23 protein-coding genes and 2 tRNA genes are annotated in these 22,768 nt (G+C 45.3%); 22 read left to right on the top strand and 3 right to left on the bottom strand.

Annotated features, from left to right (window positions below; genetic code table 11):
- Positions 1–6 precede the first annotated feature (6 nt).
- The 7 genes from BSHG_RS00335 to BSHG_RS00365 all read left to right on the top strand — a co-directional run bounded on the left by BSHG_RS00335 (position 7) and on the right by BSHG_RS00365 (position 7,473).
- Positions 7–81: transfer RNA gene (locus BSHG_RS00335), tRNA-Val, on the top strand.
- A gap of 51 nt (positions 82–132) precedes the next feature.
- Positions 133–207: transfer RNA gene (locus BSHG_RS00340), tRNA-Val, on the top strand.
- A gap of 173 nt (positions 208–380) precedes the next feature.
- A complete protein-coding gene (locus BSHG_RS00345) occupies positions 381–2,267 on the top strand; it encodes a glycoside hydrolase family 35 protein (protein WP_008661724.1) in 1,887 nt (628 codons plus the stop codon).
- 221 nt (positions 2,268–2,488) lie between these two features.
- Positions 2,489–3,835: an adenylosuccinate lyase gene (gene purB / locus BSHG_RS00350; protein WP_005791759.1), complete on the top strand. Its 1,347-nt coding sequence runs from the start codon at positions 2,489–2,491 to the stop codon at positions 3,833–3,835.
- 81 nt (positions 3,836–3,916) lie between these two features.
- Complete coding sequence (locus tag BSHG_RS00355; RefSeq protein ID WP_005791757.1) at positions 3,917–5,317, top strand: pseudouridine synthase; 1,401 nt, start codon at positions 3,917–3,919, stop codon at positions 5,315–5,317.
- 106 nt (positions 5,318–5,423) lie between these two features.
- Positions 5,424–6,827, top strand: coding sequence for an asparagine--tRNA ligase (asnS, locus tag BSHG_RS00360; RefSeq protein WP_008661722.1), 1,404 nt, complete (start codon positions 5,424–5,426; stop codon positions 6,825–6,827).
- 157 nt (positions 6,828–6,984) lie between these two features.
- Complete coding sequence (locus BSHG_RS00365) at positions 6,985–7,473, top strand: DUF4488 domain-containing protein (RefSeq protein WP_005791753.1); 489 nt, start codon at positions 6,985–6,987, stop codon at positions 7,471–7,473.
- 19 nt (positions 7,474–7,492) lie between these two features.
- Here the strand turns inward: BSHG_RS00365 and BSHG_RS22805 are convergent, their stop codons facing one another.
- The gene (locus BSHG_RS22805; RefSeq protein ID WP_005814466.1) at positions 7,493–7,789 is read right to left on the bottom strand and encodes a hypothetical protein; all 297 of its coding nucleotides are present in this window, start codon (positions 7,787–7,789) and stop codon (positions 7,493–7,495) included.
- Positions 7,790–7,807: 18 nt separating this feature from the next.
- Here BSHG_RS22805 and rplM point away from each other — a divergent pair, with 18 nt between their 5' ends.
- The 4 genes from rplM to tsf all read left to right on the top strand — a co-directional run bounded on the left by rplM (position 7,808) and on the right by tsf (position 10,735).
- The gene (gene rplM, locus BSHG_RS00370; protein ID WP_005782434.1) at positions 7,808–8,269 is read left to right on the top strand and encodes a 50S ribosomal protein L13; all 462 of its coding nucleotides are present in this window, start codon (positions 7,808–7,810) and stop codon (positions 8,267–8,269) included.
- Positions 8,270–8,275: 6 nt separating this feature from the next.
- Positions 8,276–8,662 (top strand): 30S ribosomal protein S9, encoded by a 387-nt coding sequence (gene rpsI, locus BSHG_RS00375; protein ID WP_005791749.1) that lies wholly within the window; start codon positions 8,276–8,278, stop codon positions 8,660–8,662.
- Between the two features lie 120 nt (positions 8,663–8,782).
- Positions 8,783–9,619: a 30S ribosomal protein S2 gene (gene rpsB / locus BSHG_RS00380; RefSeq protein WP_005814469.1), complete on the top strand. Its 837-nt coding sequence runs from the start codon at positions 8,783–8,785 to the stop codon at positions 9,617–9,619.
- Positions 9,620–9,742: 123 nt separating this feature from the next.
- Positions 9,743–10,735 carry a translation elongation factor Ts gene (gene tsf, locus BSHG_RS00385; protein ID WP_005791746.1) on the top strand — a complete coding sequence of 331 codons (993 nt, stop codon included), beginning with the start codon at positions 9,743–9,745 and terminating at the stop codon, positions 10,733–10,735.
- A gap of 190 nt (positions 10,736–10,925) precedes the next feature.
- On the opposite strand, the gene BSHG_RS00390 is transcribed toward tsf, so the two are convergent.
- Positions 10,926–11,276: a translation initiation factor gene (locus BSHG_RS00390; protein WP_005791744.1), complete on the bottom strand. Its 351-nt coding sequence runs from the start codon at positions 11,274–11,276 to the stop codon at positions 10,926–10,928.
- A gap of 176 nt (positions 11,277–11,452) precedes the next feature.
- On the opposite strand from BSHG_RS00390, the gene BSHG_RS00395 reads away from it, so the two are divergent.
- From BSHG_RS00395 to BSHG_RS00410, 4 genes are all read left to right on the top strand, one after another.
- On the top strand, positions 11,453–12,115 hold the full coding sequence (locus BSHG_RS00395; protein WP_005791743.1) for a redox-sensing transcriptional repressor Rex: 663 nt from the start codon (positions 11,453–11,455) through the stop codon (positions 12,113–12,115).
- Between the two features lie 3 nt (positions 12,116–12,118).
- Entirely contained in the window at positions 12,119–12,733 is a 615-nt protein-coding gene (locus BSHG_RS00400) for a fumarylacetoacetate hydrolase family protein (RefSeq protein ID WP_008661719.1), read from the top strand.
- 38 nt (positions 12,734–12,771) lie between these two features.
- Positions 12,772–13,251: a 2-C-methyl-D-erythritol 2,4-cyclodiphosphate synthase gene (gene ispF, locus BSHG_RS00405; protein WP_008661718.1), complete on the top strand. Its 480-nt coding sequence runs from the start codon at positions 12,772–12,774 to the stop codon at positions 13,249–13,251.
- A gap of 73 nt (positions 13,252–13,324) precedes the next feature.
- Entirely contained in the window at positions 13,325–14,290 is a 966-nt protein-coding gene (locus BSHG_RS00410; RefSeq protein ID WP_171031188.1) for a metallophosphoesterase family protein, read from the top strand.
- On the opposite strand, the gene BSHG_RS00415 is transcribed toward BSHG_RS00410, so the two are convergent.
- Positions 14,287–15,147, bottom strand: coding sequence for a hypothetical protein (locus BSHG_RS00415; RefSeq protein WP_008661716.1), 861 nt, complete (start codon positions 15,145–15,147; stop codon positions 14,287–14,289). The genes BSHG_RS00410 and BSHG_RS00415 overlap by 4 nt on opposite strands.
- Positions 15,148–16,094: 947 nt before the next feature.
- Between BSHG_RS00415 and mnmA the strand changes: the two genes are divergently transcribed.
- The 7 genes from mnmA to trmB all read left to right on the top strand — a co-directional run bounded on the left by mnmA (position 16,095) and on the right by trmB (position 22,761).
- A complete protein-coding gene (gene mnmA, locus BSHG_RS00420; protein ID WP_008661715.1) occupies positions 16,095–17,183 on the top strand; it encodes a tRNA 2-thiouridine(34) synthase MnmA in 1,089 nt (362 codons plus the stop codon).
- A gap of 27 nt (positions 17,184–17,210) precedes the next feature.
- Entirely contained in the window at positions 17,211–18,566 is a 1,356-nt protein-coding gene (locus BSHG_RS00425; RefSeq protein WP_008661713.1) for a S8 family peptidase, read from the top strand.
- A 3-nt stretch (positions 18,567–18,569) separates the two neighbouring features.
- On the top strand, positions 18,570–19,802 hold the full coding sequence (gene xseA, locus BSHG_RS00430; protein ID WP_008661710.1) for an exodeoxyribonuclease VII large subunit: 1,233 nt from the start codon (positions 18,570–18,572) through the stop codon (positions 19,800–19,802).
- A 95-nt stretch (positions 19,803–19,897) separates the two neighbouring features.
- A complete protein-coding gene (gene xseB / locus BSHG_RS00435; protein ID WP_005791731.1) occupies positions 19,898–20,110 on the top strand; it encodes an exodeoxyribonuclease VII small subunit in 213 nt (70 codons plus the stop codon).
- A gap of 45 nt (positions 20,111–20,155) precedes the next feature.
- Positions 20,156–21,175: a branched-chain amino acid aminotransferase gene (locus BSHG_RS00440; protein ID WP_005791729.1), complete on the top strand. Its 1,020-nt coding sequence runs from the start codon at positions 20,156–20,158 to the stop codon at positions 21,173–21,175.
- A gap of 11 nt (positions 21,176–21,186) precedes the next feature.
- On the top strand, positions 21,187–21,993 hold the full coding sequence (locus tag BSHG_RS00445; RefSeq protein WP_005791727.1) for an MBL fold metallo-hydrolase: 807 nt from the start codon (positions 21,187–21,189) through the stop codon (positions 21,991–21,993).
- A 9-nt stretch (positions 21,994–22,002) separates the two neighbouring features.
- Positions 22,003–22,761: a tRNA (guanosine(46)-N7)-methyltransferase TrmB gene (gene trmB / locus BSHG_RS00450; RefSeq protein WP_005791725.1), complete on the top strand. Its 759-nt coding sequence runs from the start codon at positions 22,003–22,005 to the stop codon at positions 22,759–22,761.
- Positions 22,762–22,768: the final 7 nt, after the last annotated feature.

Below are 22,768 nucleotides of genomic sequence, written 5' to 3'. Positions count from 1 at the left end.
ATATATGGGCGTTTAGCTCAGCTGGTTCAGAGCATCTGCCTTACAAGCAGAGGGTCGGCGGTTCGAATCCGTCAACGCCCACATTGAAAAGAGATTCAATTTTGCTATATATTCTTCGAAGAAAGATACATCGGGCGTTTAGCTCAGCTGGTTCAGAGCATCTGCCTTACAAGCAGAGGGTCGGCGGTTCGAATCCGTCAACGCCCACTCTATACGGAATCCTTGCAGAATATTTCTGTAAGGATTTTCTTTTTCTGTACTTTACCTGATACAATGGTGTATTAATTCAAGTTATTTTTTAAAAGAAAACAAAGGGAAATTTGGCGGGAAAGTGATTTATTTCTTTACTTTGCTTCATCAATAAACCTATTAATACTACCATGCGAACAAAATCGATTTTTTTACTTTTGTTGTTGGCTGTCATGCCATTGTGCGTGTTCTCGCAGTCGAAATCTACGTTTGAAATCAAGAATGGACATTTTTATCGTAACGGAAAGATAACGCCTGTTCTTTCCGGTGAGATGCATTATGCCCGTATCCCTCATCAATATTGGCGTCATCGGTTGCAGATGATGAAAGGTATGGGGTTAAATACAGTGGCTACCTATGTGTTCTGGAATCTTCATGAGCCGGAGCCCGGAAAATGGGATTTTACAGGTGACAAGAATTTGGCTGAATTTATAAAAACCGCAGGTGAAGAGGGGATGATGGTTATTTTGCGTCCCGGTCCTTATGTTTGTGCCGAGTGGGAATTCGGTGGTTATCCTTGGTGGTTGCAAAATGTGAAAGGAATGGAAATCAGGAGAGATAATCCGGAGTTTCTGAAATATACAAAAGCGTATATCGATCGTCTTTATAAAGAGGTCGGTAGTTTGCAGTGTACAAAGGGTGGTCCGATTGTAATGGTGCAGTGTGAGAATGAATTTGGTTCATACGTTGCCCAGCGTAAGGATATACCTTTGGAAGAACATCGCGCTTACAATGCTAAAATCAAGCAGCAGTTGGCTGATGCAGGATTTAATGTACCTCTGTTTACTTCTGATGGCAGTTGGCTTTTTGAGGGTGGGGCTACTCCGGGAGCTTTGCCTACGGCGAATGGCGAAAGTGATATTGAGAACTTGAAAAAAGTGGTTGATCAATATCACGACGGCAAAGGTCCGTATATGGTTGCAGAATTTTATCCGGGTTGGCTGTCGCATTGGGCAGAGCCGTTCCCGCAGATAGGAGCTTCCGGGATTGCTCGTCAAACCGAGAAGTATCTGCAAAATGATGTTTCTTTCAACTTCTATATGGTGCATGGAGGTACGAATTTTGGTTTTACGAGTGGTGCTAATTATGATAAGAAGCGTGATATTCAGCCGGATATGACCAGTTATGATTATGATGCTCCTATTAGCGAGGCAGGCTGGGTAACTCCAAAGTATGATTCGATTCGCAATGTGATCAAGAAATATGTTAAATATACAATTCCTGAAGCTCCGGCTCCTAATCCTGTTATCGAAATACCTTCTATTCAATTGAATAAAGTTGCGGATGTGCTTGCTTTTGCAGAAAAACAGAAACCCGTGTCGTCTGATACTCCCTTGACTTTTGAGCAATTGAATCAGGGGTATGGATATGTATTGTATACTCGTCATTTCAATCAGCCGATTAGCGGAACACTTGAAATTCCGGGGTTGCGTGACTATGCCGTTGTTTATGTGGATGGTGAACAGGTAGGAGTGTTGAATCGGAATACCAAGACCTACTCCATGGAGATAGAGGTGCCGTTTAATGCTACTCTGCAGATTCTGGTTGAAAATATGGGACGCATTAATTATGGTAGCGAGATCGTACATAATACCAAGGGAATTATTAGCCCGGTTCAGATAGCCGGTAAGGAAATTGTCGGCGGATGGGATATGTATCAGTTGCCGATGGACGAAATGCCCGATTTGACCAAATTGAAAGCTGATACACATAAAAATGTACCGTCTGAAGTGGCTAAGCTGAAAGGCTGTCCGGTGCTTTATGAGGGGACTTTTACGTTAGATAAAGTCGGAGATACATTTATGGATATGGAAAGCTGGGGAAAGGGTATCGTTTTTGTGAACGGTGTTAATATCGGACGTTACTGGAAAGTAGGTCCTCAGCAAACACTCTATGTTCCGGGTGTATGGCTGAAGAAGGGTGAAAATAAGATTGTTATCTTTGAACAATTGAATGAAACCCCTCAAACAGAAGTGAAAACAGTGAAAACACCGGTGTTGATGAAGCTTAAGGGCTGAGTGAAACGATGAACGGTTTTTGAATGATGAATGATCAACGATGAACTATCTTGCAACGATGGTAAAATGCAAGTAGTTCATCGTTGATTGTTTAAAGACTGTTCACCTTTGGCCGTTCATCGTGATTTTAGTCTCTTTTATACAAACTTTCTCTCCCCTTATGCCTTATAACTCAGGAAAAAGAGTTAATTTTGCAGCCTGATAATTATCTAAACGACAATATGAAACTTGATTTACTTACGGCCATCTCTCCGATTGACGGCCGATATAGAGGCAAGGCTGAAGCTTTAGCTGCATATTTTTCTGAATATGCGTTGATTAAATACCGTGTGCAGGTGGAAGTAGAGTATTTTATTACTTTGTGCGAACTGCCGTTGCCGCAACTGAAGGGAATTGATAAGAGTGTGTTCGAGTCATTGCGCAATATCTACCGTAATTTTACGGAAGCCGATGCGCAGCGTATCAAGGATATTGAAAGTGTGACCAACCATGATGTGAAAGCCGTAGAGTATTTCCTGAAAGAAGAGTTTGATAAGTTGGGTGGATTGGAAGAGTACAAAGAGTTTATTCATTTTGGACTGACTTCGCAGGATATTAACAATACATCGATCCCTCTTTCTATCAAGGAAGCATTGGAGCAAGTTTATTATCCGCTGATTGAAGAACTGATTGCGCAGTTGAAGACGTATGCTACTGAATGGGAATCCATTCCGATGCTTGCCAAAACTCACGGTCAGCCGGCATCTCCAACTCGCTTGGGAAAGGAAATTATGGTTTTTGTTTATCGCCTGGAACGTCAGCTGGCTACTTTGAAGGCTTGCCCTGTAACTGCTAAATTCGGCGGTGCAACCGGAAATTATAATGCACACCATGTGGCTTATCCCGAATATGATTGGAAAGCATTCGGAAATCAGTTTGTTGCAGAGAAACTGGGATTGGAACGCGAGGAATATACAACGCAGATTTCGAACTACGACAATCTGTCGGCTATCTTCGATGCCATGAAGCGTATCAATACGGTGATGATCGATATGAACCGTGATTTCTGGCAATACATCTCGATGGAATATTTCAAGCAGAAGATAAAAGCCGGAGAGGTGGGATCGAGTGCGATGCCGCATAAAGTAAATCCGATTGATTTTGAGAATGCAGAAGGTAATCTCGGAATTGCCAATGCCATTCTGGAACACCTCGCAGTGAAACTTCCCGTATCACGTTTGCAACGCGACCTGACAGATTCTACTGTGCTGCGTAATGTAGGTACTCCGTTCGGGCATATTGTGATTGCTATTCAAAGTTCGCTGAAAGGATTGCGCAAGTTGTTGCTCAACGAAACGGCTATCTATCGTGATTTGGATAATTGCTGGAGTGTGGTGGCTGAGGCTATCCAGACTATTCTTCGTCGTGAGGCTTACCCGCATCCGTACGAAGCCTTGAAGGCTCTGACTCGTACGAATCAGGCTATCACAGAAACTTCTATCAAGGAGTTTATTGAAGGATTGGATGTGAACGAAGAAATCAAAAAAGAATTAAGAGTAATTACTCCCCATTCGTATACGGGAATTTAAGGGTGATTATTGTTATATATAATATAAGTGTCTAAAATCAGGCCGTGAGGCCAAAAGTTTAATTTTTATTCGAATAAGAAAATGAGCACAGAAAACGAAGAATGGCGCGAAGACTCCAAGAGTGAGAATACGGACGCCGGCCGTGATGGTAACAGAAGTTTTAACAGAGAAGGCGGATACAGTCGTCCTTCATACAATCGTGAAGGTGGCGACCGTCCTTATCGTCCGAGATTTAATAGTAATAGTGAAGATCGTCCTCAGCGTTCTTATGGTGATCGTCCGCAACGTCCTTCATATAATCGTGAAGGTGGCGACCGTCCCTATCGTCCGCGTTTTAACAGCGAGGGTGGTGATCGTCCTCAGCGTTCCTATGGCGACCGTCCGCAACGTCCTTCATATAATCGTGAAGGTGGTGACCGTCCCTATCGTCCGCGTTTTAACAGCGAAGGTGGTGACCGTCCTCAGCGTTCTTATGGCGACCGTCCGCAACGTCCTTCATATAACCGTGAAGGTGGCGACCGTCCCTACCGTCCGCGCTTTAACAGCGAAGGTGGTGATCGTCCTCAGCGTTCCTATGGCGACCGTCCGCAACGTCCTTCATACAATCGTGAAGGCGGTGACCGTCCCTATCGTCCGAGATACAATAACGATAACAGATCGCAGGGATTCTCACGTCCGATACGTCGTACGGGGGATTACGATCCGAATGCTAAATACAGTAAGAAAAAACAGATTGAATACAAAGAACAATTTGTTGATCCGAATGAACCGATCCGTCTGAATAAGTTCCTGGCTAATGCAGGAGTCTGCTCTCGTCGTGAAGCTGATGAATTTATCACGGCAGGTGTAGTTTCTGTCAATGGAGAGGTTGTTACAGAGTTGGGTACAAAGATCAAGCGCGCTGATGTGGTGAAGTTTCACGATGAAACCGTTAGTATTGAGCGTAAGGTGTATGTGTTGCTGAACAAGCCGAAAGATTGTGTAACTACTTCGGATGATCCTCAGGCTCGTCTGACTGTTATGGATCTGGTAAAAGGGGCCTGCGCTGAGCGTATTTATCCGGTAGGACGTCTGGACCGTAACACAACAGGTGTATTGCTGTTGACTAATGATGGTGATTTAGCTTCTAAACTGACACATCCGAAATACCTGAAGAAAAAAATCTATCATGTATATTTGGATAAGAATCTGACTAAGGCAGATATGGACCAGATTGCAGCCGGTATTCAGCTGGAAGATGGTGAAATCCATGCGGATGCCATCAGTTATTCTGACGAGGTGAAACGTGATCAAGTGGGTATCGAAATCCACTCCGGAAAGAATCGTATCGTCCGTCGTATATTTGAATCGTTGGGTTACAAGGTGGTGAAACTTGACCGTGTATTCTTTGCCGGACTGACTAAAAAAGGATTGCGCCGTGGTGAGTGGCGTTATCTTACAGAACAGGAAGTTAACTTCCTCCGGATGGGATCTTTTGAATAATAAAAGAATTTAGAAGATGGCAGTCAGTGGTCAGTAACCGGGCGTTTGTCACTCCCGGTTGCTGACTTCTGGCTACTATATATAATAATGTATATAAAATAGTTGTATGGAAAAGATTAGTAGAACAAAAATTGTCGACCTGATGAAGCGCGAAGATTTTGGCGCTATGGTCAATGTGAAAGGATGGGTTCGCACCCGCAGAGGCAGCAAACAAGTTAACTTTATCGCACTGAATGACGGTTCTACAATAAATAACGTGCAGGTCGTAGTCGATCTGGCGAACTTTGATGAAGAGATGCTGAAGCAAATCACGACCGGTGCTTGTCTGAGCGTGAACGGTGTGTTGACGGAGTCGGTAGGCACCGGACAGAAGGCTGAAGTGCAGGCTCGTGAAATCGAAGTGCTGGGAACTTGTGACAATACGTATCCGCTACAGAAGAAAGGGCACTCTATGGAGTTTTTGCGTGAGATAGCCCATTTGCGTCCGCGTACCAATACTTTTGGAGCAGTATTCCGTATTCGTCACAATATGGCTATTGCTATCCATAAATTCTTCCATGAAAAGGGATTCTTCTATTTTCATACACCTATCATTACAGCGTCTGACTGTGAAGGTGCCGGACAGATGTTTCAGGTGACTACCATGAACCTGTATGATCTGAAAAAAGATGAAAACGGTTCTATCGTGTATGATGATGACTTCTTTGGCAAACAAGCCAGTTTGACTGTTTCGGGGCAGTTGGAAGGTGAGTTAGCTGCTACCGCTTTAGGTGCAATCTATACGTTTGGTCCTACTTTCCGTGCCGAAAATTCTAACACTCCGCGCCACTTGGCCGAGTTCTGGATGATTGAACCGGAGGTAGCTTTCAACGAAATTCAGGAGAATATGGATTTGGCTGAAGAGTTCATTAAATATTGTGTGAGATGGGCTTTGGATAACTGCGCAGATGATGTGAAATTCCTGAACGACATGTTCGATAAAGGATTAATTGAACGTTTGGAAGGTGTACTTAAAGAAGACTTCGTCCGTCTGCCATACACGGAAGGTATTAAAATACTGGAAGAAGCTGTTGCCAAAGGACATAAATTCGAATTCCCGGTTTACTGGGGAGTTGATTTGGCTTCTGAACACGAGCGTTATCTGGTGGAAGACCACTTTAAACGTCCGGTGATCCTGACTGACTATCCGAAGGAAATAAAGGCCTTCTATATGAAACAGAATGAGGATGGTAAGACTGTGCGTGCCATGGATGTACTTTTCCCTAAAATCGGAGAGATCATTGGCGGTTCGGAACGTGAGTCGGATTATAACAAATTGATGACGCGTATTGAGGAAATGCATATTCCGATGAAGGATATGTGGTGGTATCTGGATACTCGTAAGTTCGGTACTTGTCCTCACTCTGGATTCGGACTGGGATTTGAACGCTTGTTGCTCTTCGTGACGGGTATGTCTAATATCCGCGATGTAATTCCGTTCCCGCGTACCCCACGTAATGCCGATTTTTAATGAATCATATCTGAATATTCATACAAATGATAAGAAACTCGCATATTCTTTTGATTATGCGAGTTTTTTTATGTCTTTAGATTGCTATTTTTATAAAAGAAATCTTTATATTTGTGACAGACAGATGAATTAAAGTGTTAACTAAAATCGTACAGATATGAAAAAGCTTTATTTCTTTACCATGCTGGCGGCGATGCTGTTTGCGGTAACAAATGTGATGGCACAAAAGGCTAACTTTAAGCCAGCTAATCTGAAAGGAATCTGGCAATTGTGCCACTATGTTTCAGAAAGTCCGGATGCTCCGGGTGTACTTAAACCGAGTAATACTTTCAAAGTACTGAGTGACGATGGAAGAATTGTGAATTTCACGATTCGTCCCGGAGCAGATGCTATTATAACGGGGTATGGTAGTTACGAGCAGTTGTCGGATCATACATACGCTGAAAGCATTGAAAAGAATATTCATTTGCCGATGCTCGACAATCAGGATAATGTTCTTACTTTCGAACTCGTTGATGATAAAGTATTGCATCTTAAATATTTTATAGAGAAGGATCTGAATGGCAATGAACTGAATTGCTGGTATAAAGAGACTTGGAAACGTATTGAGATGCCGGATAAATTCCCGGAAGACATTGTAAGATAATTCAGATTATAAGATCGACTTACGGACTGCAGGTAGCAAGCTGCCGATTATGTATTGTAGCATTGATCGTGTGTGGCTTGTTGCCTGCAGTCTTTTTTTGTCTTGTTGGGCGCTGTTTACGGCAGATAGCTTGTGGCTCGTTATCAACCGGATAAATCCAAAAAAAGACAGAAATAGTTTGCCAATTCAAAGAAAAGCCGTACTTTTGCAAGCCGATTATTATCTCAAAAGGATAAGAGATTAATTCATAGCAAGTTAATCTTCCTTTGTCCGGGGAAGGTTGATAAGTGGTGAAGAAAATTTTTAGTAGTAACATTTAAAAAACAAATTAAGAGTGGATACTTTAAGTTACAAGACCATTTCTGCAAACAAGGCAACTGTAACCAAAGAATGGGTTATCGTTGATGCTACAGACCAAACTTTAGGTCGTCTGGGAGCAAAAGTTGCGAAACTGTTGAGAGGAAAGTATAAACCAAACTTTACTCCTCATGTAGACTGCGGTGATAACGTTATTATCATCAATGCAGACAAAGTTAAATTAAGTGGTAACAAATGGAATGACAGAGTTTATTTGTCTTATACTGGCTACCCGGGTGGTCAGAGAGAAATGACTCCTGCTCGTTTGATCGCCAAACCTAACGGTGAAGACAGATTACTGAGAAAAGTAGTGAAGGGCATGCTTCCGAAGAACAGACTGGGAGCTAAGTTGCTGAGCAATATGTATGTTTACGCAGGTAGCGAACACAAACACGATGCTCAGAACCCGAAAGCAATTGATATAAACTCACTTAAATAAGATATAATGGAAGTAGTAAATGCATTAGGCAGACGTAAACGTGCTATTGCACGCGTATTCGTAAGCGAAGGTACAGGAAAGATTACTATTAACAAGAGAGACCTTGCAGAGTACTTTCCATCAACTATTCTTCAGTATGTTGTTAAACAACCATTGAACAAGCTTGGTGTTGCTGAGAAGTATGACATCAAAGTGAACTTGTGCGGTGGTGGTTTTACTGGTCAGTCTCAGGCTTTGCGTTTAGCTATTGCCCGTGCACTGGTTAAGATCAACGCTGAAGATAAGCCGGCACTTCGTTCTGAAGGCTTCATGACACGTGATCCTCGTTCTGTTGAACGTAAGAAACCGGGTCAGCCGAAAGCTCGTAGAAGATTCCAGTTCAGCAAGCGTTAATGGGCTGCCTGACGGAAGATGTTTAGTATCTAAACTACCGGGACTCTTACTATACAGGCTACCCGGCGGTTGGTTTAGAAAAAACAAAAAAGAAAGTAAACGATTTAAAGAAAAAACAAGATGTCAAGAACAAATTTTGATGCATTATTGGAAGCCGGTTGCCACTTCGGACACCTTAAAAGAAAGTGGAACCCTGCAATGGCTCCTTATATTTTTATGGAACGCAATGGTATTCATATCATTGACCTCCACAAAACAGTTGCAAAAGTTGATGAAGCCGCAGAGGCTCTGAAACAGATTGCAAAATCAGGCAAGAAAGTCCTTTTTGTTGCTACTAAAAAACAAGCTAAACAGGTAGTGGCTGAAAAAGCTGCATCTGTAAACATGCCTTATGTTATCGAACGTTGGCCGGGTGGTATGTTGACTAACTTCCCTACTATCCGTAAGGCAGTGAAGAAGATGACTACTATCGACAAGTTGACTGCTGATGGTACTTACTCAAACTTGTCAAAGAGAGAAATTCTTCAGATTTCTCGTCAGCGTGCTAAGCTGGACAAGACTTTGGGTTCTATCGCTGACCTGACTCGTCTGCCGTCTGCTTTGTTCGTTATCGATGTAATGAAAGAAAATATTGCTGTTCGCGAAGCTAACCGTTTGGGTATTCCTGTATTTGGTATCGTTGATACTAACTCGGATCCTACAAACATTGACTTCGTAATTCCGGCAAATGATGACGCTACTAAATCAGTAGAAGTTATCCTCGATGCTTGCTGTGCTGCAATGATCGAAGGTCTGGAAGAAAGAAAAGCTGAAAAGATCGATATGGAAGCTGCCGGTGAAGCTCCTGCTAACAAGGGCAAAAAGAAATCAGCTAAGGCTAGACTCGATAAATCTGACGAAGAAGCAATCAACGCAGCTAAAGCTGCTGCTTTCCTGAAAGAAGACGAAGAGGCTTAATATAATAATGTGCCAATTTGCTAATGTGCCGACGCATCTGTAAGGGTGTGGGCATTTTGATTGGCAGATTGGCACATTTTGTTTATTCAAAACGATTATTCATTTTAAAATATAAAAGATATTATGGCTGTAACAATGGCTGATATAACCAAGCTCCGCAAAATGACCGGTGCTGGTATGATGGACTGCAAAAATGCGTTGACTGATGCTGAAGGCGATTTCGACAAAGCAATGAAGATCATCCGCGAAAAAGGACAGGCAGTTGCTGCAAAACGTTCTGACCGTGAGGCTTCTGAAGGTTGTGTTTTGGTAAAAGTAGAAGAAGGTTTCGGTGCTATCATCGCTTTGAAGTGCGAAACTGACTTTGTTGCTCAGAATGCTGACTTCGTGAAACTGACTCAGGATATTCTGGACGCTGCTGTAGCTAACAAGTGCAAGACTCTGGAAGAAGTTTTGGCTCTTCCGATGGGTGATGCTACTGTAGCTCAGGCTGTAACAGACAGAACCGGTATCACTGGTGAAAAGATGGAGTTGGATGGTTACATGGTTTTGGAAGGCGCTACAATTGCTGCTTACAACCATATGAACAGAAACGGTCTTTGCACCATGGTTGCTTTCAACAAGAAAGTTGACGAACAGCTGGCTAAGCAAGTAGCTATGCAGGTTGCTGCTATGAATCCGATCGCAGTTGATGAAGATGGCGTTTCTGAAGAAGTGAAGCAGAAAGAAATCGAAGTGGCTGTTGAAAAGACTAAAGTAGAACAGGTGCAGAAAGCTGTAGAAGCTGCTTTGAAGAAAGCTAATATCAATCCGGCTCATGTGGACAGTGAAGACCACATGGAAAGCAACATGGCTAAAGGCTGGATTACAGCTGAAGATGTTGCAAAGGCAAAAGAAATCATTGCTACTGTTTCAGCTGAGAAGGCTGCAAATATGCCTGAACAAATGATTCAGAACATTGCTAAAGGACGTTTGGCTAAGTTCTTGAAAGAAGTTTGCTTGCTGAATCAGGAAGACATCATGGATGCCAAGAAGACAGTGAGAGAAGTGTTGAAAGAAGCTGATCCTGAATTGAAGGTTGTTGATTTCAAACGTTTCACTTTGAGAGCTGAATAATCTCAAGGAATCAAGAATATAGAAACGGCCGCACAGAAAGTCTGTAGCGGCCGTTTTTTTTGTGGCTGTCCGTAAGTTACGGTTATCTGTTTACGCAGAATCCGGAACAAGAACTTTTGCGTATAAAGTGAATGGATCCGGAACTTGTTTACATTTTGCCGGACCTGTTTCAAGTGGGATTTGTTTCCCCTTATCCTCCTACTGTTTTTGTTTTCGTATATCCTTCTTTCTTCAGCAGTTCTACTATTTTTTGTTTGAAGTCTCCCTGAACGATAATCTCTCCGTCTTTAGCCGATCCGCCTACTCCACATTTCGTCTTGAGGAGTTTTCCCAAATCTTTCAGGTCGTTCTCGGTGCCGACAAAGCCGGTAATTAGGGTTACGACTTTGCCGCCCCGGTTTTTCCGATCCAATTGCACCCGTAAGTTCTGTTGTGACGGTTCCAGGGTTACTTGCTCTTCGTCATCATCCATCTCATAATTATAATCCGGGTTGGTGGAGTAAACCACGTTCAGCCGGTCTTTCCAATCGCTGTTCTTCATTATTCCAGTCTATTAATTAAGTTCAAAAATAATATATTGTTCCGAACCTTGCAAACTATTAAGTGTCCCCGGGCGTTTTTGTATGTAGAAATTATGTTAAGCTTCTATGACATCCTTATGGCATTTCGGAAAAAATAGTGTAATTTTGTCAATCGCTAATGTAAAAGCAGAATGAAGTGACTATGAACAATCAGATACAGCATAAAGACAGTACAAAGGTTCCGGAGCCTACTTTGCGTCGGCTGCCTTGGTATCTTTCGAATGTAAAGTTGCTGAAGCAGAAAGGTGAACGTTACGTCTCTTCTACCCAGATCTCCAAAGAAATAAACATCGATGCTTCGCAGATTGCGAAAGATTTGTCGTATGTTAATATTTCCGGTCGTACGCGGGTGGGGTATGAAGTGGATGCGCTGATTGCCGTTCTGGAAGATTTTCTTGGCTTTACAAATATGCACAAGGCTTTCCTGTTCGGTGTAGGAAGTCTGGGAGGAGCTTTATTGCGTGATTCCGGACTTAGCCATTTCGGCTTGGAGATTGTAGCTGCTTTTGATGTAAACCCGTCGCTGGTAGGCACTACGCTCAATGGGATTCCCATTTTCCACTCTGACGATTTTCAGAAGAAGATGCAGGAGTACGGTGTGCACATCGGTGTACTGACCGTGCCCATCGAGATTGCCCAATGCATTACAGATACGATGGTGGCCGGTGGTATTAAAGCCGTCTGGAATTTTACCCCTTTCCGTATTCGTGTTCCGGAAGATATCGTGGTGCAGAACACATCACTTTACGCTCACCTCGCTGTTATGTTTAATCGTTTGAACTTTAATGAAATAGAATAGAGCATGAAGATTATAGCTGTTGGAATGAATTATGCCCGGCACAACGAGGAACTGGGACATACGTTGGAGAATAAAGAGCCGGTAATTTTCATGAAACCCGATTCGGCTATCCTTAAAGATGGCAAACCTTTCTTTATTCCCGATTTTTCGAATGAAGTGCATTATGAAACAGAACTGGTAGTGCGCATCAATCGCTTGGGAAAAAATATAGCTTCACGCTTTGCTCATCGTTATTATGATGCGGTGACAGTCGGCATCGACTTCACTGCACGCGATTTACAGCGCAGGTTTCGTGAAGCCGGCAATCCTTGGGAATTATGTAAAGGTTTCGATAGTTCCGCTGCCATTGGCACATTTGTACCGGTGGAGCGACTGGCCGATGTGCAGAATTTTCATTTCCACCTGGATATAGACGGGAAAACGGTACAGCAGGGGCATACTGCCGATATGCTGTTCCGGGTAGACGATATCATTGCTTATGTCAGCCGCTTTGTGACTCTGAAAATCGGTGACCTTCTTTTCACCGGTACGCCTGTAGGGGGCGGTCCGGTCAGTATCGGCCAGCATTTGGAGGGATACCTTGAAACCGAGAAGTTGCTTGATTTCTATATCCGGTAAGTCCGGATACTCCTTTATTCATTTATAAAATAACTCTTATGAAAATAAAAGTAGGTTTTGGTTTCGACGTCCACCAATTGGTCAAAGGACGTGAACTTTGGTTAGGAGGCATTCTTTTGGAACATGAAAAAGGATTGTTGGGACATTCGGATGCCGATGTATTGGTGCATGCTATTTGTGATGCCTTGCTGGGTGCTGCCAACATGCGTGATATCGGTTATCACTTCCCTGACAATGCCGGTGAATATAAGAATATAGACAGCAAGATTTTATTAAAGAAAACAGTGGAGCTGATTGCTGCCAAAGGCTATCAGATCGGTAATATCGACGCCACTATCTGTGCGGAGCGCCCTAAACTGAAAGCCCATATCCCTTCGATGCAGCAAGTGCTTGCCGAAGTGATGGGGATCGATGCAGACGATATTTCCATTAAAGCCACTACCACCGAGAAACTTGGTTTTACCGGGCGGGAAGAAGGTATTTCCGCCTATGCAACCGTGCTGATCAATCGCGTGTGATTGAATTCATCTCCTAAACATATATAGTATGAAAAAGATTCTTGGGACCTTATTGGCCGTTTTGTTTTCTTTCATGGCAATAAATGATAGTGCTGCCCAAAATACCGTTTTGCGATTTAATAAAGACGGTAAGTTCAAAATTGTCCAGTTCACCGATGTACATTTCAAGTATGGTAATCCGGCTTCGGATGTAGCTCTTGAACGTATAGGGGAAGTATTGGATGCCGAACATCCCGATCTTGTGATTTTTACCGGTGATGTCGTTTATTCTTCTCCTGCTGATAAAGGTATGCTTCAGGTGCTTGGGCAAGTGGAACATCGGCACCTTCCGTTCGTTGTTACTTTTGGGAATCATGATAATGAACAGGGAAAGACCCGTGCCGAACTTTATGATTTGATTCGTGGAGTAGCCGGAAATCTGTTGCCCGACCGTGGTACTTCTCCTTCGCCGGACTATATACTGACAGTGAAATCCTCTGCCGACGCTTCAAAGGATGCTGCACTGCTTTATTGTATGGATTCACACTCCTACTCTTCGCTTAAAGATGTAGACGGATATGCGTGGCTGACTTTCGGTCAAGTCTCATGGTATCGTGCTCAAAGTGCCGCCTATACTGCCCGGAATGGTGGCAAACCTTATCCGGCATTAGCTTTCTTCCATATTCCACTTCCGGAGTATAATGAAGCTGCTGCCAACGAGAATGCCATTCTTCGTGGTACCCGTATGGAAAAGGCTTGTGCGCCACAGTTGAATACCGGTATGTTTGCTGCCATGAAAGAGGCAGGAGATGTGATGGGCGTTTTTGTAGGACACGATCATGATAATGATTACGCTGTGATGTGGAAGAATATTCTTTTGGCTTACGGCCGTTTTACCGGTGGGAATACGGAGTACAATCATTTACCCAATGGTGCTCGTGTTATTGTACTTAATGAGGGTACCCGGACGTTTGATACCTGGATTCGTCAGAAAGGTGGAGTCGTGGATTCTACTTCTTATCCGTCTGACTATGTAAAGGATGACTGGAGAAAGCGTTAATCCGCCGGATGAAACTTCACATGGCTCAAACGTGTATACTTTGAGCCATAACTTTCGTACGTGCGCGCTATCCGTGCCGAGGCGATGTGGACTATCTCGCCGGGGCGGAACTCATGTTCCAGTGCCGGAAGTTGGCAGGATACGGGGCTGGGTGTTTTCGAAGAAATCCTTAGGACCACCAGATTTCCGGACGGATCGGTTAACGTTACTATCTGTCGTACAAAGAACTGAACGGAAGTACCCATGACCCTTGTTTTATACGGATCGTCTTCAAGCCGCACTCTTACCACTTTTAGATTCAGGCCCTCCAACTTTTCACCCTCGTTGCCCAGAAAACGGCCGGCTTCGCGTTTCTGCCGTGCCTTTCGTTGCATGATGTCCAGATGTACAGAGTGATATACTTGCGCTATGGCTACAAAACGCTCCTGCTTGGGGATTTTGGGTGTGTATTTGTAGGCTATCCAGCTCAGGTAGGCCGGATCGACTTTCAGGATTTCGTGCAGATAGTGTCCGCGATACCTTCCGAACGATATGATATCGTCTCCGTTGCTTTGCATCCTCTTCTCGTTGTATTCCACGATCAGCAGGCAACGCCTGGAAAAGAAAAACAGCGTGCTTGCCATCCGCAGTGATTCGTTGATGTCTGCTGAGAGTTCATGAATAAACAGAAGTCTGTTCTTCTCGAGTGTAGGCGAATAGATCCAGACCGAGTAAGTGGGATGTCCCGGTCTTGGCAGAACCACAAAATAGGCTCCTGCCTCTTTGTAAGACATGCGGCCCCGGTTGTATTCATTCAGTTTGGCATACAACAGAGCTTGTTCAGCTTCGGGTATTCCCGGTAATTTGGGGTTTGCCATATCTGAGTCTTCTTATACTTCAAATATACTGATTCTTTTTGAAGAAGGCAAATGCTTTTAGCTATTTTTTTTATTTCTCTTTTCTGCTCTATCCCTTTTGTGGTTGAGTTAAAGGATAGGACTATGTAATAACATTTTGGATATATACTTGTGTGTCCCGGCGGAAATGCCGGGAGGAGTTCGGCGACTGCATTCATAGGTTTCCTATTGTTCTTTTGCTACTTGTGGCGGCTTTTCGTGCGCAGAAAGTAATTAAAGTCGGTGTTTGGGTGACAGCCCCTTTTCTCCGGATCGGCAAACCGGATGTAATGGAGCGGGAAAACAGTGCTTTTAAGGACGGAAAGCCGGGGTCGGGAGGGAGAAGAGCCGGGCTTTTGGGAAAATGAACGGTTGTTTCCGGGAAAAAGAAGGAAGCGTTTGCTCCAAAAGACGGTTACATTTTCCGAAAATACTTATATGTTTTCAAAATATCTCCTAATGTTTTCACTCATATCTCCTATTGTTCCGGAATCTTACTTCTAAAGTGCCCGATTCCTCTCCGGTTGTTAGTCGCTAAGAGAGCTTTGGGAGGTGATAAAAAGCTCCTCCTTTTACGATTCGCCTTCTCTACTGGTCTCTTTCTGTGTCTTTCCGCTTCTTATTGTATGGTTATTGTCCGATTGGCTGCTAAAAGGATAATCGGCTGATTGCGTGTAGGCCGTTTTTTCTTACGAAGCTTTCCGTCGGCCCGAAAAACCGAAATGTAGGGAGGTTCTGATATCAAATTGACAGAAAGACAAAAGCATCGTTCTACAAGTGTTCTGTTCATGGATATGTAGGAGACATTGCCATGACATGAGGTCTGTTATGCCCCCTGTAGTTTTAAAGTTTGTATACTAACTTGTCCAATTGATTGTATTCTGCCGGGAATCTTGTACATTTGCATTCTTCGTAAAAAGAGAATGAATATGAAAGAATCCAAGAAGCGTGTTCTTGTCGGTATGAGTGGGGGGATAGACAGCACCGCCACCTGCCTGATGCTGCAAGAGCAGGGATATGAGATAGTGGGTGTCACCATGCGTGTCTGGGGTGACGAGCCGCAGGATGCCAGGGAGTTGGCGGCACGTATGGGGATAGAGCATTATGTGGCCGATGAACGCGTTCCTTTTAAAAATACCATTGTCAAAAACTTTATAGACGAGTACCGTCAGGGGCGTACGCCGAACCCTTGCGTGATGTGCAATCCGTTATTTAAGTTCCGGATGTTGATAGAATGGGCTGACAAGCTGGGGTGCGACTGGATAGCCACCGGTCATTACTCCCGGTTGGAAGAGCGGAACGGACATATCTATATCGTTGCCGGTGATGATGACAAGAAAGACCAGTCCTATTTCCTCTGGCGACTGGGACAGGACGTGCTGCGGCGTTGCATTTTTCCTTTGGGTAACTATACCAAGCAGACCGTCCGTGACTATCTGCGTGAGAAAGGCTATGAAGCCAAGTCGAAGGAAGGGGAGAGTATGGAGGTATGCTTTATTAAAGGAGACTATCGCGATTTTCTTCGCGAACAGTGTCCGGAGTTGGATGCTGAGGTAGGTCCGGGATGGTTTGTCAGTTCAGAAGGTGTAAAGCTGGGGCAGCACAAAGGCTTCCCTTATTATACCATCGGACAGCGTAAAGGACTGGAGATCGCACTGGGAAAACCGGCCTATGTCTTGAAAATCAATCCGCAGAAGAACACCGTCATGCTGGGTGATGCCGGGCAGTTGAGAGCCGAATACATGGTGGCGGAGCAAGACAACATTGTGGATGAGGATGAATTGTTTGCGTGTCCGGACCTGGCGGTGCGCATCCGTTACAGAAGCCGTCCGATTCCTTGCCGGGTGAAGAGGCTTGAAGACGGGCGTCTGCTGGTTCGTTTTTTGGCGGAGGCGTCGGCGATTGCTCCGGGGCAGTCGGCCGTGTTTTATGAAGGCCGGCGGGTGTTGGGTGGTGCGTTTATCGCTTCGCAACGTGGTATCGGGTTAGTGATTGAACAGAACAAAGACTGGAAATAGAAACAAAAACAAAAATAAAAATACGAGATGAAAAAATTAGCACTTATTGCCTTGGTCTTCGTTGCTTTGGGAGCGCCGGCACAACAGGATACGTTAAAGTATCGCATCAGCCTGAAAGATAAGGCTGCGACCACTTATTCACTGGATCATCCCGAGAAATTCTTGTCGGAAAAAGCCATCGCCCGCCGCCAGCGTCAGCAGTTGCCTGTCGACTCTACCGATCTGCCGGTCTGCCGTCGGTATGTGGATGCCATCCGCGACAAGGGAGTGAAGATTGTGGCTATGGGAAAATGGGATAATTTCGTCACCGTGTCATGTAACGACAGTGCCGTGATAGGCGAAATTGCCGCGCTGCCTTTTGTGCGTGCTACCGAGAAGGTATGGGTTGCCCCGTCGAAACCTGCAGCGGAAGATAAACGGGACTCCCTGGCGAACAGTCCGCTCAAGAGTGAGAACTACTACGGTCCTGCCCTCCGGCAGATAGAAATCAGTAACGGCGAAAAATTGCATGAGGCCGGATTTAAGGGACAAGGCATGACCATTGCCGTGATCGATGCCGGATATCATAACGTGGACAAGATAGAGGCTATGAAAAACATCCGCATCCTGGGTACGAAAGATTTCGTGGAACCGGGAAGCGATATCTACGCCAAAGGATCGCACGGAATGGCCGTCCTCTCCTGCATGGCGATGAATGATCCTTATGTAATGGTGGGTACGGCTCCCGAAGCCTCTTATTGGTTGCTCCGCAGTGAAGACGAAGCGTCCGAGCATTTGGTGGAGCAGGACTACTGGGCGGCGGCTGTCGAGTTTGCCGATAGTGTCGGAGTAGATGTGGTGAATACTTCATTGGGATATTTCACCTTTGATGATTCTACCAAGAACTATAAGTATCGTGACCTGGACGGACACCATGCACTGATGTCCCGCCAGGCGTCGAAAATGGCGGATAAAGGAATCGTACTGGTGTGCAGTGCCGGTAATTCGGGTGCCTCTTCATGGAAGAAAATCACGACACCGGGGGATGCGGAGAATGTGCTGACGGTAGGTGCTATCGACCGGAGAGGCGTGTTGGCTTCGTTTTCTTCTATCGGCAACACAGCCGATAATCGCGTGAAACCCGATGTCGTTGCCGTGGGGCTGAACTCGGATGTGATGGGGACAAACGGTAATCTGCGTAAAGCGAGTGGAACCTCGTTTGCTTCACCGATCCTGTGCGGCATGGTGACTTGCCTGTGGCAAGCTTGTCCGCAACTGACTGCAAAGGAAATCATCGAACTGGTGCGTCAATCCGGCGATCGGGTCGATTTCCCCGACAATATCTACGGATACGGAGTGCCCGATCTGTGGAAAGCTTATCAATCTGTTTCGAAGAAAAAATAAGATATGCAAGACACGCTTTCTCTTTATGAACTGAATGCCTTGGTCCGGCGGAGTCTGGAGCAGTGCCTGCCCGATGAATACTGGGTACAGGCGGAGTTGAGCGATGTCCGTACAAACAGTACCGGGCATTGCTATCTGGAGTTTGTCCAGAAAGATCCTCGCAGCAATAATCTGATAGCCAAGGCAAGAGGAACGATCTGGGCTAACATCTACCGGCTGCTGAAGCCTTATTTTGAGGAGTCCACCGGACAGTTGTTTACTTCCGGCATAAAGGTGCTGGTCAAGGTGACGGTTGCTTTCCATGAATTGTATGGTTACAGCCTGACCGTGCAGGATATCGACCCTACCTATACATTGGGCGATATGGCACGCCGCCGCCGGGAGATACTCAGGCAGCTTGAAGAAGAAGGGGTGTTGACGCTGAACAAAGAGTTGGAGATGCCGTTATTGCCACAACGCATTGCGGTCATCTCTTCGGCTACGGCAGCCGGTTATGGCGATTTCTGCCATCAGTTGCAGCACAACCCGCGCGGGTTCTACTTCCGTACGGAACTTTTTCCCGCCCTGATGCAGGGCAACCAGGTGGAGGAGTCTGTATTGGCTGCCCTCGATGCAGTGAATGCCCGGGTGGACGAGTTCGATGTGGTGGTTATCATCCGTGGTGGAGGTGCCACTTCCGATTTGTCCGGCTTTGATACTTATCTGTTGGCTGCTGCCTGTGCACAGTTTCCGTTGCCTGTCATAACCGGCATCGGACACGAGCGGGACGATACCGTACTCGATTCTGTAGCCCATACCCGCGTGAAAACTCCGACAGCAGCGGCCGAACTGCTGATCGACCGGATGGAAGAGGCGGCAGACCGGCTCGGGGCGTTGGCCGAAGAACTGCATGCCCGTGTTTTCTACCGCCTGGAGCAAGAACGCAGGAGGCTTGCTTTGCTACAGGCACGCATACCGTCACAAGTGATGCGTAAACTGTCGGAATCGCGGATAAAGTTGCAGATGGCGAAAAGCAATCTCTCGCATGCTGCCGAAACTTTATTGGCCCGACAGCACCACCGGCTGGAACTTTTACAGAACCGCATTGCGGACGCTTCGCCTCAGAAGCTGTTGAAACGAGGGTATAGCATCACTCTGAAAGACGGGAAGGCGGTGAAGAGTGCTGCCTGCCTGCAATCGGGAGACGAGCTGATAACCCGCCTTTACGAAGGAGAAGTGATGTCGAGAGTCGAATAAGTCCATGCCGTTTGAAATGTTTTTCCAAATCATCCGGTAACCTCTCTGCCTGCTCTGCGGAGGAGGGGTTTCCTGTATAATAGTAAAATAGTAATATGCCAGCCAAGAAGAAAGAGACCTATTCACAGGCTATAGAACGCCTGGAAAAGATTGTTCGGCAGATAGACAGTAACGAACTGGAGATTGACGAACTGAGTGAAAAAATAAAAGAAGCCAATGAAATAATAGCTTTCTGTACCGGAAAGCTGACAAAGGCAGATCAGGAAATTGAAAAATTACTGCAAGAAAAGAGGCTATCTGAAGAATAAAGGTTATTTTTGTTGCTCAATCGAAAATAACTAATAACTAACGATATGAAAGAAATAGACTGGGCTAATCTGTCATTCGGTTATATGAAGACAGACTACAATGTGAGAATCAATTTCCGTAATGGCGCATGGGGCGAACTCGAAATAAGCAGTAGCGAGGTGTTGAACCTGCACATGGCTGCCACTTGCCTGCATTATGGTCAGGAAGCCTTCGAGGGTTTGAAAGCTTTCCGTGGTAAAGACGGCAAAGTGCGTATTTTCCGTCTGGAGGAGAATGCTGCGCGTCTGCAGTCCACCTGTCAGGGCATCATGATGGCTGAATTGCCGACGGAACGTTTCAAGGAAGCTATCCTGAAGGTGGTAAAATTGAACGAACGCTTTATTCCTCCTTACGAGAGTGGAGCTTCTCTTTACATTCGCCCGTTGCTTATCGGAACCAGTGCCCAGGTGGGTGTCCATCCGGCAGATGAATATATGTTTGTTGTATTTGTCACACCGGTCGGTCCTTATTTCAAGGGTGGCTTCTCTACCAATCCTTATGTCATTATCCGCGAGTACGACCGTGCTGCGCCTCACGGAACCGGTATCTACAAAGTCGGTGGAAACTATGCAGCCAGTCTGCGCGCCAATAAGAAGGCTCACGACTTGGGTTATTCCTGCGAGTTCTATCTGGACGCAAAAGAGAAAAAATACATTGACGAATGTGGTGCGGCCAACTTCTTTGGTATTAAAGACAATACCTACATCACTCCGAAGTCTACTTCCATCCTTCCTTCCATCACCAATAAGAGCTTGATGCAGTTGGCGGAAGATATGGGCATGAAAGTAGAGCGCCGTCCGGTACCCGAAGAAGAGTTGAGCACTTTCGAAGAAGCGGGAGCTTGTGGTACTGCTGCCGTTATCAGCCCGATCGAACGTATTGACGACCTTGAGAATGGCAAGTCGTATGTGATTTCGAAAGATGGAAAGCCGGGACCGGTTTGTGAGAAGCTTTATAATAAATTGCGTGGCATCCAGTATGGTGACGAACCCGATACTCACGGATGGGTGACTATTGTTGAATAAACGTTCGATAAATGAACTACAAAATAACAACCCTCGCGGAAAACAGTGTTTACGGTAAGGGATTACAGGGAGAGCATGGGCTTTCCCTGCTTGTTGAAGCGGGGGAACACAAAGTGCTGTTCGATACCGGTGCTTCGGATCTGTTTCTCCGGAATGCCCGCCTGTTGGGACTCGATCTGAGCGATGTGGAATATGTGGTGTTATCTCACGGACATCGTGACCATACAGGGGGGCTTTATGCCTTTCTGAAGATGAACAGTGTAGCGAAGGTGGTTTGCAAGCGTGAGGTATTCCGGAAAAAGTTCAAGAACGAGCGTGAGAACGGAATGCTTCATCCCGAAGCATTGGATAAGTCGCGCTTTTGGCTGGTTGACGAAACTACGGAGATTGTACCGGGCGTATTTGCGTTTCCGGACGTCAAGGTGGTGGACAGGAACGACACTCACTTCGAACACTTCTTTACGGAGATAGAAGGAGAGATGCGTCCCGATACTTTTGAAGATGAACTGGCATTGGTGTTGAAGGGCGAAAAGTCTCTTTCGGTACTGAGTGCCTGTTCACACCGGGGGATTACCAATATCATTCGTGCCGTGCAGAATGCCTTTCCGGGATTGGGACTCAAACTGGTGATGGGAGGCTTTCATATTCACAATGCGGAAGAAGAGAAGTTCAATGTGATTTCGGCCTTTCTGGGTATGAAACTTCCCAAACGTCTGGGAGTCTGTCACTGTACCGGCATTGACAAATATGCGTTGTTCCGCCAGCAATTTAACGACCGGGTGTTTTATAACTATACCGGTTGGGTAGAAACGATTTAACTTTATTGAATGGGAAAAAATAAATTAGAGAAGTTTGCCGATATGGCAAGTTATCCGCATGTCTTTGAGTATCCTTACTCGGCAGTGGACAATGTGCCTTTTGACATGAAGGGAAAATGGCACAAAGAGTTTTTCAAGAACGATAACCCGATTGTACTTGAATTGGGTTGCGGACGTGGCGAATATACCGTCGGACTGGGGCGGATGTTTCCCGATAAGAATTTTATCGCGGTAGATATCAAAGGCGCCCGTATGTGGACGGGAGCTACCGAATCTCTTCAGGCCGGCATGAAGAATGTGGCTTTCCTGCGTACCAACATCGAGATCATCGACCGCTTTTTTGCAGAAGGAGAAGTGAGCGAAATCTGGCTGACTTTTTCTGATCCGCAAATGAAGAAAGCTACCAAGCGACTGACTTCTACCTATTTTATGGAACGCTACCGTAAGTTTTTGGTATCCAATGGAATCATTCATCTGAAGACTGACAGCAACTTCATGTTCACTTATACCAAATATATGATTGAGGAGAACGGACTGCCGGTAGAGTTTATCACCGAAGATCTTTATCATTCTGATTTGGTAGACGATATTCTGGGTATCAAGACCTATTATGAACAACAGTGGCTCGATCGCGGTTTAAGCATTAAGTACATCAAATTCCTGTTGCCGCAGGAAGGAGAACTCAGAGAACCGGATATTGAAATTGAACTCGATTCGTACCGGAGCTATAATCGTAGCAAGCGGAGCGGATTGCAGACATCTAAATAATACAAAC

The organism is Bacteroides sp. 3_2_5, assembly GCF_000159855.2.
Lineage (GTDB): Bacteria > Bacteroidota > Bacteroidia > Bacteroidales > Bacteroidaceae > Bacteroides > Bacteroides fragilis.
This window is presented reverse-complemented; position numbering and strand designations above follow the sequence as displayed.

Excerpts from the sequence above, each read along its gene's own strand:
- BSHG_RS00345 (WP_008661724.1), top strand. The coding sequence starts at position 381 with ATGCGAACAAAATCGATTTTTTTACTTTTGTTGTTGGCTGTCATGCCA.
- purB (WP_005791759.1), top strand. The coding sequence starts at position 2,489 with ATGAAACTTGATTTACTTACGGCCATCTCTCCGATTGACGGCCGATAT.
- BSHG_RS00355 (WP_005791757.1), top strand. The coding sequence starts at position 3,917 with ATGAGCACAGAAAACGAAGAATGGCGCGAAGACTCCAAGAGTGAGAAT.
- asnS (WP_008661722.1), top strand. The coding sequence starts at position 5,424 with ATGGAAAAGATTAGTAGAACAAAAATTGTCGACCTGATGAAGCGCGAA.
- BSHG_RS00365 (WP_005791753.1), top strand. The coding sequence starts at position 6,985 with ATGAAAAAGCTTTATTTCTTTACCATGCTGGCGGCGATGCTGTTTGCG.
- BSHG_RS22805 (WP_005814466.1), bottom strand. The coding sequence starts at position 7,789 with ATGTTACTACTAAAAATTTTCTTCACCACTTATCAACCTTCCCCGGAC.
- rpsI (WP_005791749.1), top strand. The coding sequence starts at position 8,276 with ATGGAAGTAGTAAATGCATTAGGCAGACGTAAACGTGCTATTGCACGC.
- rpsB (WP_005814469.1), top strand. The coding sequence starts at position 8,783 with ATGTCAAGAACAAATTTTGATGCATTATTGGAAGCCGGTTGCCACTTC.
- tsf (WP_005791746.1), top strand. The coding sequence starts at position 9,743 with ATGGCTGTAACAATGGCTGATATAACCAAGCTCCGCAAAATGACCGGT.
- BSHG_RS00390 (WP_005791744.1), bottom strand. The coding sequence starts at position 11,276 with ATGAAGAACAGCGATTGGAAAGACCGGCTGAACGTGGTTTACTCCACC.
- BSHG_RS00400 (WP_008661719.1), top strand. The coding sequence starts at position 12,119 with ATGAAGATTATAGCTGTTGGAATGAATTATGCCCGGCACAACGAGGAA.
- ispF (WP_008661718.1), top strand. The coding sequence starts at position 12,772 with ATGAAAATAAAAGTAGGTTTTGGTTTCGACGTCCACCAATTGGTCAAA.
- BSHG_RS00410 (WP_171031188.1), top strand. The coding sequence starts at position 13,325 with ATGGCAATAAATGATAGTGCTGCCCAAAATACCGTTTTGCGATTTAAT.
- BSHG_RS00415 (WP_008661716.1), bottom strand. The coding sequence starts at position 15,147 with ATGGCAAACCCCAAATTACCGGGAATACCCGAAGCTGAACAAGCTCTG.
- mnmA (WP_008661715.1), top strand. The coding sequence starts at position 16,095 with ATGAAAGAATCCAAGAAGCGTGTTCTTGTCGGTATGAGTGGGGGGATA.
- BSHG_RS00425 (WP_008661713.1), top strand. The coding sequence starts at position 17,211 with ATGAAAAAATTAGCACTTATTGCCTTGGTCTTCGTTGCTTTGGGAGCG.
- xseA (WP_008661710.1), top strand. The coding sequence starts at position 18,570 with ATGCAAGACACGCTTTCTCTTTATGAACTGAATGCCTTGGTCCGGCGG.
- xseB (WP_005791731.1), top strand. The coding sequence starts at position 19,898 with ATGCCAGCCAAGAAGAAAGAGACCTATTCACAGGCTATAGAACGCCTG.
- BSHG_RS00440 (WP_005791729.1), top strand. The coding sequence starts at position 20,156 with ATGAAAGAAATAGACTGGGCTAATCTGTCATTCGGTTATATGAAGACA.
- BSHG_RS00445 (WP_005791727.1), top strand. The coding sequence starts at position 21,187 with ATGAACTACAAAATAACAACCCTCGCGGAAAACAGTGTTTACGGTAAG.
- trmB (WP_005791725.1), top strand. The coding sequence starts at position 22,003 with ATGGGAAAAAATAAATTAGAGAAGTTTGCCGATATGGCAAGTTATCCG.